Raw genomic sequence first — 12195 nt, 5'->3', positions numbered from 1 at the left:
AAGGAGGCTGCATATTTATGATTGAAGGTGTAAGTCACATTACTTTTATTGTTAAAAATTTAGATAAAACTACTCAATTATTTAAAGAACTATTTAATGCAAAAGAAGTTTATTATAGTGGTGAGAAAAAACATTCTTTATTTAAGGAGCGTTTTTTTATTATCGGCAATCAATGGATAGCTATTATGGAAGATACTAATATAGTTAACAGAACCTATCATCATGTGGCATTTAAAATATCAGATTCTGATATAGATAGTTATTTAAGTAAAATTGAAAATTTAAATTTAGAATTACAACCTCCCAGAGAAAGAGTACCAGGAGAAGGATATTCTATATACTTTTATGACTATGATAATAATTTATTTGAACTTCATACGGAAACATTAGAAAAAAGATTATCTTCATATGCAGAGATAGATACTAAATAAATCGTATTAATCTTAATTTAGAATTTCTAAATAAGCAAAACATAAGGAAGTCAAATGACTTCCTTAAAATATACTTTCTACATTATTCTAAAAGTTACTTTTTATTTTAGAATTAAATTATGAAGAAAAATGGAAGATAATAGATAGTTTATAAGTAGAGGGAGGTATTATGATAACATACAATAATCTTGAAGAATATAGAGATCCCTATTAATTATGATCTTGAATTTGGTCTGTTATAAAGTAAAATTGTCTCTACTGGAGATTGATATTTAAGGAGGACAAAATGTTTGCGTTAGATCATATAATGATAAGGAAGGAATCACTAAAAATAAAATTATTTTTAATTCAGAGTTAGGTAATTCAAGTAAAAAGTTAGTTAAACTCAATGATAGTTCGTTGAATTTTGAAATATGTATAGTAAACCAGGGATAAGAGAATTCGTTTTGGAGGAAGCCTATGAGTACACAATGCAACTTGATTTTGGCTAAAAAATCAGATTTTCCAAAGATTTATGAAATTATGCACGCTGCATTCCCACTTAATGAAAGGCGCAGCTACGAGGGACAGCGTGAACTGTTGAATCATAATAATTATAAACTGTTTCTACATAAGCATCAGGAGAGAATCATTGCTTTTCTGGCAGTGTGGGAATTTGATGAAATTAACTTTATTGAGCATTTTGCAGTAGAAACTGCATCCCGTGGCAGCGGCCAGGGTGAAAATATGCTGAAAGAGTATCTTTCTCATGCTGTAAATCCTGTCTTTTTGGAGGTAGAGCCTCCCTCAACAGAGATTGCCCGTAGAAGGATTAAGTTTTACGAACGGATAGGATTTCATCTAAACAAATTTGATTACCTTCAGCCGTCGTTGCAAGAGGGGCAAAAACCTCTGCTGCTGAAAAACATGACCTATCCCAATCCTTTAGAAGAAGAATTTTTTGATTATTGTAAGAAAATAATTTTTGAAACTGTATACGGTCTAAATTTTGATAATAAGGAGGCCATAACAAATGTTTTGCTATAGAGCATTAGACAAAATAAGTATTGAAACTCTTCATAAGACTTTTTTAGATGCGTTTTCCGATTATCAAGTTAACATAGCCCTGCCCCTTTGGAAGTTTGAACAAATGCTTCAAAGAAGAGGTTATGTCTCCCAACTATCCATTGGAGCATTTGAAAATGAGATATTAGTTGGATTCATCTTAAATGGATTTCGAAGTTGGAATGGGAAACCAACTGTATATGACCTTGGGACAGGTGTTATAGTTGAATATAGAAGACAAGGTATCACAAGCAATATGCTTTTAAATATTAAAGAATTACTTAAACAAAAACAAGTAGAGCAATATTTACTTGAAGTAATTGAATCTAATACATCTGCAGTTTCCTTATACAAAAAACAAGGGTTTGAGATTCAAAGAGAATTTTCATGCTTTCAATTAGATAAAAGGAAATATAACCCAATAACAACCTGTAAAGTTGAGCGTGTTAACAGAATAGATTTAGGACAGTTAACCGATTTTTGGGATTTTAAACCCTCATGGCAAAATTCTATTGATTCGATCAATGCTGTACCAGAGGAGTTCCTATATTCTATTGTTCGTTTGGATAATACCATTGTTGGATATGGTATTATTGATAAAAGAACAGGAGATATTCCTCAAATAGCAGTAAATAGGCATTATAGAGGTAGAGGAATTGCAAGAAGTATCATGACAGAGATGATTAAAAATACAGAATCAGCATTCTTAATGTTGATAATGAATCCGAATCTACAAAAAATTTCCTACTGGAACTAGGGTTTGTGAATTCAGTTGGGCAGTATGAAATGCTTTTGGAAATATGATTTTATTACAGGTGTAAACTAAAACGGAAAATTACCGTTGAGTGATCGAGAACAGTTTAAAATAAGTATTATTTCATTTAGGCCGTCATATGATTGTGACGGCCTTCTTCTTTTAAAAAGTTAAAAAAAATCATAGTAGTTCTTAAATGTTTTCCATGTTAATTACTTATTCTTTTAATGTCTCACTAATAATATTTAGCTTGTGTACTAACGGTTGCACTATTTACCAGGGTTCTCTAAGAGAATGTTTAGTTTGTTTACGAAAAATATCCATGGGATATACAAATAAAATGTAACTCTATTTTTAATAATTAATTTTAGTTGTTAAGTAAAAAAATAAAAAAAGAGAAATGACACTTATATTGAAAAAAACAGTAGGGTTAAGGGATTTATCTAATGGATGACATAAAATTGCGGAATATTGTAATTCATATATATTCCAGAAATAGATTTGAATGGTATTTACATATTGTTGTCCCAGTGTTATAATCAATTACAATGTTAAGTAAACAAACGTAACAAAATACGAAACAATTTGATGGAAAAGCAGAACAATATTGAAGGAAGAATTCGACTACGGCTTTGCTGCATATTTGGGGTTTTAACAAGGTTTTCCGGCAAAAAAGTAGGTGATTTTCTAAATGAAATCTGAAAGTCTTTAAAAGCAACCTTTCAGGTTTTAAAAAAATTTAACAGAAGGGAGTGTCTTATATAGAATTTTGATGTTGATTTAAATTATTGGATTCACTAAGAGAAAAAGAGTATTTAAAAGGTTATTAAAGGAGGTAGATTTATGAAACGGGTGATATGTTCTATTCTGGTTTTATGTTTATTAATTTCGTCTATGCAGGTCAGTGCTGCTTCCGCAAATTCAGCCCCCATAGTACAGAAATACAGTACATCCAGCAGCAGTAATTCATTGGCTTCTCTTATGGCAGTTCAGGAGAATAAGGAGCTTTTTATTTGTGTAACAGGAAAAAAAATCAATAATACCTATACATTCTATATAGAAAAAGAGCATAATGAAAAGATGGGTAAAGTTATAGAATGGTGGGCTAAGGCTACAGGTGATTTTAAAATTACTGATGACAAACTTTATAAATTCAATAATGGGAAGTGGGAACCGGTTAATATTCAAAATGGCTTTGAACTGGTCAAAAATGATACTACTATAGAAGTAAGATTGGATATTAAGCTATTGGGTTTAACTGAGAGCCAAGGAATTAAAATAGGTTTCTATGATGAAAAAAATGGTCTCATTCCCAGTGCAGGAAAGGAAATGATGGTTGTTGACAAGGCAGCTCCTGCCATCTCTGAACCAAACATTAAGATTGATGGAGAATATTCTTCACAAGAATGGAACAATCTTAAAATTGCAGATGGACAGGATAAGATTAAGGAACTGTATGCATATAAAGATACACAAAAATTATACATAATGGTCTTGGGGGAATCTTTAGACGGAGCAAATAACAATATCTATTTAAATACTGACAACAATACTTCTACTGGCTATAAAAACTGGGGACAATATGGAGAGAATGGAGCAGGTGCTGACTATCTGCTGGAATCGGATGAAACTGGATCATGGAAGCTGTACAAATATATTGGACCTGACTGGAACTGGACAGAGGTAAATTCTTTAATAGAAGCTGTAGTAAAAGGTAAGGATGGACAGCAATGTCTTGAACTCTCAATGGGTATAAATGCTATCCAGTCACCAAAAAAGAACATGTATATTTCCATGGGACTCAACAATGATACCGGATTCGCCCCGGCAATTTGGGCCGATATTCCTTATGCTAAGGTCATAGATCTGAACAGTTATGCTATTAAGATAGATGGAAAGACCAATGACTGGGCAGGGGTAGACACGAAAGTTGCCGCTGATAATACAACTCTTGAACTTTTAGCAGCACAAGATAGGCGAAAGTTGTATACCATGGTAAAGGGGAGTTCAATGAATACCCAAAATGAATACGTTCTTGACGTGAAAAGCGGTGGCTTCAAATATGGAGTTTATTCAGGGGTTGACTATGTAGTAAAAGACGGATATGTTTATCCATTAAAGGGAGATAACCTCCTTGATAATAGTAAAAGATCAGCAGTATATATGAACTATCAGGATGATGCTGTAGAAATGCAGCTTAAGCTTTCACAGATTAAAAATCCTGCTGTTGGCAGAATACATATTGCCTACATGGGCAAAAACATTCTCAAACTCCCAGAAGACGGTGGAAAACTGAAGGTTACCAGCAAGTGGAAGACAACTAGTGAAAAAAATACCTTTTACCCTATGGAGGATTATACGCCTAATGGGAATCCTTATAAAGGCTGGCTTCCATGGGCAAGTCATGACAGTGTGAAAGAACCTCTTGCGCAAGAAGTGAAAATGGCATACTTTGACATCAAGTGGAGCGAATTTGAACCCATTGAAGGGAAATATGATTTTGCTGCAGTTGAGAAAAAATATAATTTTGAATATTGGCGCAAAAAAGGTATCAAGTTAAATCTGAGATTTGTTATGGATGATCCTTCTGACGATCCAAACCATATGGATATACCAAAGTGGTTGTATGATAAGCTGGTCGAAGAAAACTATAATGGGGGAAATGGCGGTAAATGGTATGACAGCCCAGCAATAGGTGCCGGTTTTGCTCCTGATTACAATAGCCCTATATTGTTGGCAGCTCATAAGAAAGTGATTAAGGAATTAGCAAAAAGTTACGATGATCCTGCAATCATATCCTTTATTCAGATAGGTAGTCTTGGCCATTGGGGAGAATTTCATAATTGGCCCGAGGATATTTCGGGGAAATTCCCAAGCATTAGCACATCTGACAAGTATGTTCAGCACTATTTGGATAGTTTTAAGAACATTAAGATAGGTATGAGAAAGCCTTATCCTATTGCAAAGAAAAATAACTTAGGTTTGTTTAATGATGTATTCGGTATGGCCGACTCTACTGCCCAGTTCCTGGATTGGACCGTGAATGGCTGGAACGAAATTGGGGAATATGTAGATAAAGCTTCAGGTTATTCCTCACCTGAGGAGGCCAGGAAGGCTTCTGCAATGCCAGATTTCTGGAAAAGTAACTTTTCCGGTGGTGAATTTGCTAATGGAAACGTAAGGCTATATATTGATGATACAACCATTATGGATACACTTCGCCAAGTAAGAGAAAGTCATACATCTTGGATGGGACCATGTTCTCCTGCTGACTTGCTTAAAAGTGACCCTGATGCATATGCATATCAGCGTAACATTGATGCACTGACAAATGTAATGGGATATAATTTTGTACTGGAATCTCTTACACATACTGGCAAGGCAAAAGCAGGTAACAATCTGGATATAAAAATGAAATGGAATAACAAAGGTGTGGCTCCCTTTTATTATAAGTGGCCTTTAGAACTTTCGCTTGCTGACAGCAAAGGAAAAATAGTTGCCAAAACTACAACTTCAGCAGATATTACAAAATGGCTTCCAGGTGTCACTGTAACAAACCAGAGCATTAATATTCCCAAGAACCTGAAGCAAGGAAAGTATACACTATGTGTTGCTATTATTGATCCGTCAACTGGAAAGCCGGGTATTAAGCTTGGAATAGAAGGAGTTCGTTTGGATGGAAGATATGCTCTTAACAATATAACCGTTGATCGCAAATAATATAATATTGATGAAGTCCCTCAAGCTGAGCTATATTGCGGCTGTAACGATGTAAAAACAAATAAAAAAACTCTCAGTGAAAAGAAAATTTGACTGGGAGTTTTTATTTGGTTGACAATCAGAGATATCAGTTTCTTTAAAGCCTTTGGAACTTTTATTATATGTTAATTAGCTAATTCATTATTAGAAAATGGTTTGGTTTTTATACAGGGTTTTTGGGAAAGTATATTTCTACAAAATATTCGTGATCCATATTTTTATGAAGTAGTGCAAACTTGTATTTTACTATTAGAGTAGAATAGTGTAAGCCAAAATGACAGCATAATTTATATAAATATTCCATTAAATCTTTTTTTACACCCCAGAACATTATATTTGCATAATAACCTGTTATATGATGCTGCGCCACAATGTTATGTTCAGCTCCAAATATAAATTGCTTTTGAAGTATAATAGTATTAATCGTACTGTCAGGAAATGAGAAGCCAACTACCTCGTCATTCTCGACTATTGTTCCATCCGACTCACTATGATAGAAAGCCCATTGCTCCAAAGCTTCTATCCCTTCTTTTTGCTGTGAGTTAGTATCTTCTTGTAGTAATGTTCCTAAATCTATACTATAAATGGTAATATCAATACCTTTATAAGTTGAAGCAGTAGAAAAAGTATAATCATTTTTAAATTTAGAAATAGTCGTAAGTACCTCTAACATATCCTCAGCATATTGATCAAGTTGATTTAATAATCTTTTTTCTTCGTTTATACGTTCCTTTTTGTTCTTTTACCATTGATAAATACTCATCGATACTTTCTGAATCTATTCTTTCTTTCATTTGATTTAGGGGTATATTTATATATTTTCCAACTAAAATCATTTCTAAGATATCAAGATGTTCTAAAGAATAGTAGCGATAATCATTTTGAGAATCAATAATTGGTTTTAATAATCCTTTTCTGTCATAGTGACGTAAAGTATCAAGTGATATACCATACAATTTACTTACTTGGCCAATCCGTAGTAATCCCTTCATTTTAATCTCCTTAAAAAATTTAACAATTCTCATTGACTCTTGAGCAACTCAAGGGTTTATTTTAAGTATAGTACCTAAAAAAATATGATTTGTAAAGGAGCCAAATGTTAATGGACGATATTTATATTGAGAAGTATCAAAATACCGATTTTAAAGCTGTAATTGCCTTATTAGTACAATCTTTTAAAAGCAAATTTTGCCGACACCAAAAGCTAAGTAATAATGATATAGGAAATATTTTATATGCTTCATGGCATCTTAAATCTGATGATACTGCATATCTTCATTTTGTAGCTAAACAAAATAAAAAGGTAGTTGGCGTAATTCTAATACGTTGCGGCAAAATAGAAAATACGAATAAAAACATTCCTATAGTATCGTTATGTAGACGATATGGTATCTACAATGTTATAATGATGTACACCAAAATGGCAATGTTAGAAAATCACAAACTAAATGAAGGAGAATGCTATATAGAACATATAGCGGTTAATGGAACATGTCGTGGAAAAGGAATTGGTATGTTACTTCTTCAGCACGGAGAACAGGCATTATTAGATAGAGGGTATACATCCTATACATTAGCCGTTGCTGGCGGGAATCCTGCAAAACATCTTTATAGCAGATTTGGTTTTGTAGATATAAAAAAGACAAAAAGTCACTTAAAGGGATACTTAATTGGAGAATCTCGATGGACTATAATGCAAAAGGTTTATAATCATGAGTAGGCAAAGAATAAAACTATGGTAAATGGTGTTGGTGATAAAGTCTAACTCATAGAACAAAATGATTATTGTTTTATAATATTTAGCTTTGAGAATAATAGAAATTATATTTTTGATGAATTGATTAGACCAATTGATGATACGAACTTTGAAAATTTAGAAGAATTTCTAAAACATTTAGGAGCATCGATTGCTTATGTATAGCTGAATATATGAAAATCTATAAATCTTTTTTTCTTTTTACCATGAGAGTATGTTTAATGAGACTTATAAAAAAATTATGAGTGATTATCTATGCACATCAAAAAATAATTTAATGCAACAAATTAAAAAATATTCAAGAAAACCCTTAACGGAGCGAGAACTCTATACTATTTCTATGCTTATTCTTTCGACCCTTGATGGAATAGGACTTCACACTCTTATGCAGGGAGGAAATAATAGTGAATATCTAGAAGCATGGAATTTACAAGTGAAATTCATATGCAGCTGGCTTGAAAATTAAAATTGGACATATAACTTCTAAAGTAAAGTAAGGAGATATATGAATATGTATGGAATTTCTCTAGTAATTTGATATAATATATATGAATCTAGAAACCGATATTAGACATAGATATTTTAAGTATTAGAAGCAAAATATTGGCAAATTGTATTTAAGATGGTCAGGAAAGGAATTGAACTTATGACTGATAGAGTAACGCTTGAGGTTCTGGAGAGTAATCTAGGCGTTTTTCATAAAATGTATGATATGGTTAGACTTGTAGATCCTATTGATAAAAAAGTTGTCGAATTCCATGGATTAGAAAGAAATGAAATCAATGAGATTTGTTATAATTACTGGAAGGACAAAAAAATCTGTGATAACTGTATATCAGTTCGAGCTTACTTAGAAGAAAAATGCTATTTTAAGTTAGAAGAAACCTCAGATACAATTATGATGGTAACCGCTATTATGATAGAAAATTCTAAAAAACCTACAGTTATAGAGTTGTTTAAAAATGCATCGGATAGTATGATGATTGGTTCTGGAGATTATTCAGATGGGCGTATGCTTAGTAGTGTTTTATCAGAATTAAGAGATATGGTTATAAGAGATAAGTTGTCAGGACTATATAACAGACGGTATGTGGAAGAGCGTTTACCGGCAGACATTGTCAAGGCAGCTCTTGAAAAGTTACCGTTATCTATCATTTTTATTGATATTGATAATTTTAAAGATATAAATGACACCTATGGACATGCTTATGGAGATAAAGCTCTTATAGAGTTTGCAACCTCTATTTCACAATGTATCCGACCTGATTCTGATTGGGCAGCCCGTTATGGCGGTGATGAATTTTTAATATGCTTAACAAATACTACAGAGATTGAGGCTTATCAGATTGCCGATGAAATTCGTTGTAAAATACCCGATTTAAGTATATCGGAAAATGAAAAAGTAAAAATCTCAGCATCATTAGGGGTATATACAATGGAAGATTCTACCTTGACTGCTGGGGAATTAATATCATTTGCTGATAAAAAAATGTACAAAGAAAAACAGCAGAGAAAAAATTGTAATATTGAGAAGGAAAATACATAAATTTTCTATCAATAAGACCCATTTAAGGACATGGCGGTGCTAAGGAGGTACCGAAATGTCCTTTCACTTTGTTTGCCATATCTTTTGTTTCTTATTTTAGTTGTAAAGTTTTTATTTCAGCACGAAATGTCAGGTAATTTTTCATGATATTATTTATAATATAATGGAAAAGGTATTAAAGGAGGTAGAATATGGAAAATAAGTTAAAAATACAAGATTCGATTGACTATATTGAAAAGAATTTGTGTGATGTTATTAAAATAGCTGAAATAGCTAAACAATCCCATTATTCAGAATTTCATTTTAATAGGCTTTTTCAAACTGCGATGGGGACATCAGTAATGAGTTATGTTAGAGAAAGAAGATTATCTGAGGCTGCAATCGATCTGATAGAAACAAACGAAAAAATCACAGATATAGCTTTAAAATACCAATTTAGTTCTGAAGAATCATTTTCGCGAGCTTTTAAAAACAAATATGGTGCAAGTCCTAGGTATTACAGAAATACACAAAGGGAAATTTCCTGCTGTGTAAAAGTTGACCGGAAAATATTAAACGGTGCTATATTATGTAAGGTAGCTTAAATTAGTTAAATACCATTTTAAGGAGTGATAGGTTATGAGTTCAATACCAATAGTTATAGAGCAAACGAATAGAGGAGAGCGTTCCTATGATATTTATTCAAGGTTATTAAATGACAGGATTATTGTATTGAGTGATATTATCAATGATACAACAGCTAGTTTAATAATTGCTCAGATGCTTTTCCTAGACGCTTCTGATCCTGTTAAAGATATTTATTTTTACATTAACAGTCCTGGAGGATCTGTAACTTCTGGTTTTGCAATCTATGATACAATGCAGCATATCAGATCGGATGTTTCAACAATTTGTATCGGCATGGCAGCAAGCGCTGCTTCACTTTTGTTGGTTGCTGGCGCAAAAGGAAAAAGGTTCGCATTGCCAAATAGTGAAATGTTGATTCATCAGCCATGGTCAGAAGGTGGAATAAAAGGGCAAGTTTCAGATATCAAAATCCATGCTGCTTGGATGCAGAGGACAAAATCAAGATTGAACAGAATATATAGTGAATTAACAGGGCAAACCTTGGAGAAAATCGACGCAGATATGGAAAGAGATTATTATATGACAGCAGAAGAAGCAAAAGAATATGGTCTTATTGACGATATTATGGTAAGAAAGTAAAACAGTGAATCAAATTGTTTAGAGGTAATAAAATGACTACAGAAAAATGTACTTCGTAAGAAATCATTCTTGAAAGTAAGCACTTTGTCCACGCCTTGAAGTAGTAGCAAAAGATATTTTAGCAAGGGCTTGGAAAGAAGCTCGTATCGCTACTAATTTTGATTGACATTTTGTGATTCTAAATATTCTGCTCCAAAGCTATGCATCATTTCTAATATTGGGATTATTTTCTTACCTAATTCAGTCAGTCCATATTCTACTTTGGGAGGAACAACAGGGTATACATTCCTATATATCAGGTTATCCTCCTCCAAACTTCTCAATTGCTGTGTAAGCATTTTCTGGGTAACATCAGGCAGCTTTTGTTTAATCTCATTAAATCTTAGTGTCTTATAACTCAAATACCATAAAATCAAAATCTTACGCTTTCCCGAAAGTAGATTCTGTACAAGAACCATTGGACAAACGTCATATTTGGCACACTTTAGACGCATATAGCATGTTTCATGTCTTTCTTCCTTACTTAGCAAATTATCACCTCATAACAGTATCTTTTTAGATACTATAGCACAAAAAAGTGCCTTATTGCAAATTAAATATTTTAATAATATCATATATCGTATAAGTTACTTATTGAATGCAAGGAAATGTTAGTGGATTTATATGTATTAAAAAAATTTCAATATAAGAAGATAAAAATTAGGAAAGGTGTTGATACGAATGAGTACAGTTCTATATATAAAAGCAAATGCAAAGCCTGAAGGAACATCAAGAACGTTTAGAATAGCAGATAAGTTTATTGAAACATACAAAGAGCATCATCCTGATGATGAAATTATTACTTTGGATTTATATAAGGAGGGTATTAATTTTCTGTCAGAAGAAGGTATTATGATGCATATGCCTAAACCTGGAGAAGGGAGAAATCATCCGATTCTCAAATATGCTTACCAGTTCCTTGAGGCTGACAAGTATGTATTTGCAGAACCTCTGTGGAATCTGGGTATTCCTGCAATATTGAAAGCTTATATTGATTATATTTGTGTAACTACAGTAACTTTTAAATATACAGCAGAAGGACCTGTTGGTCTATGTCAAGGAAAAAAAGCAATAAATATTACTGCTAGAGGTGGAGAATATTCAGAAGGTAAATTTGCTGCATGGGAAATGGGAGATAAATATCTAAGAACAATTCTAGGTTTTTTAGGTGTAACAGATTTTACTACTATATCAGCAGACAATCTGGATGTGATAGGGCAGGATGTTGAAGCTGTTGTAGGAAATGCGATTAAAAAAGCACAGGAACTAGCAGAAAAATTCTAATTATACAACGTTCTAAGTATACATATAAAACCATCAAGAACACACTTTAAAAGGGGTGCCTTGATGGTTTTATTGTGTCACAATAAAAATAAACCACCTGCTATGCAGGTGTGTTCCCAATTAGCTTTAGCTTCAAGTTTAAAAACCTCCTATGTTATACTAAGTGTAGGTTCGCCAACCACACAAAAATAGCATAGGAGGTATCCAAAATGGATAAGAATAGTTTATCACACACGAAGTGGGAATGTAAATACCATCTTGTTTTTGCGCCAAAATACAGGAGACAGATAGTATATGGACAAATAAAACAAGATGTAGCGAACATATTGAGTATGTTGTGTAAAAGGAAAGGGATAGAAATAATTGAAGCAGAGTG

Annotated in this window: 13 protein-coding genes; 10 read left to right on the top strand and 3 right to left on the bottom strand. The window is 32.8% G+C overall.

Annotation, left to right across the window (positions count from 1 at the left end):
- Positions 1-17 precede the first annotated feature (17 nt).
- The 4 genes from fosX to BM183_RS18180 all read left to right on the top strand — a co-directional run bounded on the left by fosX (position 18) and on the right by BM183_RS18180 (position 5949).
- Positions 18-431 (top strand): FosX/FosE/FosI family fosfomycin resistance hydrolase, encoded by a 414-nt coding sequence (gene fosX, locus BM183_RS18195; protein WP_091688657.1) that lies wholly within the window; start codon positions 18-20, stop codon positions 429-431.
- A gap of 459 nt (positions 432-890) precedes the next feature.
- Entirely contained in the window at positions 891-1457 is a 567-nt protein-coding gene (locus BM183_RS18190) for a GNAT family N-acetyltransferase (RefSeq protein ID WP_091688655.1), read from the top strand.
- On the top strand, positions 1444-2232 hold the full coding sequence (locus tag BM183_RS18185; RefSeq protein ID WP_330392448.1) for a GNAT family N-acetyltransferase: 789 nt from the start codon (positions 1444-1446) through the stop codon (positions 2230-2232). The genes BM183_RS18190 and BM183_RS18185 overlap by 14 nt, the downstream gene beginning before the upstream one ends.
- An 840-nt stretch (positions 2233-3072) precedes the next feature.
- The gene (locus BM183_RS18180; RefSeq protein ID WP_091688653.1) at positions 3073-5949 is read left to right on the top strand and encodes a DUF4832 domain-containing protein; all 2877 of its coding nucleotides are present in this window, start codon (positions 3073-3075) and stop codon (positions 5947-5949) included.
- 202 nt (positions 5950-6151) lie between these two features.
- Here BM183_RS18180 and BM183_RS21150 read toward each other — a convergent pair whose 3' ends face one another.
- Positions 6152-6661 (bottom strand): hypothetical protein, encoded by a 510-nt coding sequence (locus BM183_RS21150; protein WP_242961046.1) that lies wholly within the window; start codon positions 6659-6661, stop codon positions 6152-6154.
- Positions 6662-6677: 16 nt separating this feature from the next.
- Positions 6678-6980: a MerR family DNA-binding transcriptional regulator gene (locus BM183_RS21145; protein ID WP_242961045.1), complete on the bottom strand. Its 303-nt coding sequence runs from the start codon at positions 6978-6980 to the stop codon at positions 6678-6680.
- A 110-nt stretch (positions 6981-7090) separates the two neighbouring features.
- Here BM183_RS21145 and BM183_RS18170 point away from each other — a divergent pair, with 110 nt between their 5' ends.
- The 4 genes from BM183_RS18170 (at position 7091) to BM183_RS18150 (ending at position 10496) form a co-directional block, all read left to right on the top strand.
- Positions 7091-7708 (top strand): GNAT family N-acetyltransferase, encoded by a 618-nt coding sequence (locus BM183_RS18170; protein ID WP_091688651.1) that lies wholly within the window; start codon positions 7091-7093, stop codon positions 7706-7708.
- A 682-nt stretch (positions 7709-8390) separates the two neighbouring features.
- Positions 8391-9290, top strand: coding sequence for a GGDEF domain-containing protein (locus tag BM183_RS18160; RefSeq protein WP_091688646.1), 900 nt, complete (start codon positions 8391-8393; stop codon positions 9288-9290).
- A gap of 191 nt (positions 9291-9481) precedes the next feature.
- On the top strand, positions 9482-9874 hold the full coding sequence (locus BM183_RS18155; protein ID WP_091688644.1) for a helix-turn-helix transcriptional regulator: 393 nt from the start codon (positions 9482-9484) through the stop codon (positions 9872-9874).
- 34 nt (positions 9875-9908) lie between these two features.
- Positions 9909-10496, top strand: a complete 588-nt coding sequence (locus BM183_RS18150; RefSeq protein ID WP_091688642.1) for an ATP-dependent Clp protease proteolytic subunit — start codon at positions 9909-9911, stop codon at positions 10494-10496.
- Between the two features lie 152 nt (positions 10497-10648).
- On the opposite strand, the gene BM183_RS18145 is transcribed toward BM183_RS18150, so the two are convergent.
- Entirely contained in the window at positions 10649-11026 is a 378-nt protein-coding gene (locus BM183_RS18145) for a winged helix-turn-helix transcriptional regulator (RefSeq protein ID WP_330392447.1), read from the bottom strand.
- A gap of 190 nt (positions 11027-11216) precedes the next feature.
- Here BM183_RS18145 and BM183_RS18140 point away from each other — a divergent pair, with 190 nt between their 5' ends.
- Both BM183_RS18140 and tnpA read left to right on the top strand, forming a co-directional pair.
- Complete coding sequence (locus tag BM183_RS18140; protein WP_091688640.1) at positions 11217-11819, top strand: FMN-dependent NADH-azoreductase; 603 nt, start codon at positions 11217-11219, stop codon at positions 11817-11819.
- A gap of 209 nt (positions 11820-12028) precedes the next feature.
- Positions 12029-12195: IS200/IS605 family transposase (gene tnpA, locus BM183_RS18135; protein ID WP_139221555.1), on the top strand; the 167-nt coding region annotated here is incomplete at its 3' end.

Origin of the sequence: Anaerocolumna aminovalerica (assembly GCF_900115365.1) — a bacterium.
Lineage (GTDB): Bacteria > Bacillota > Clostridia > Lachnospirales > Lachnospiraceae > Anaerocolumna > Anaerocolumna aminovalerica.
The sequence above is the reverse complement of the archived record's forward strand: the minus strand, read 5'-3'. Positions and strand labels throughout refer to the sequence as shown.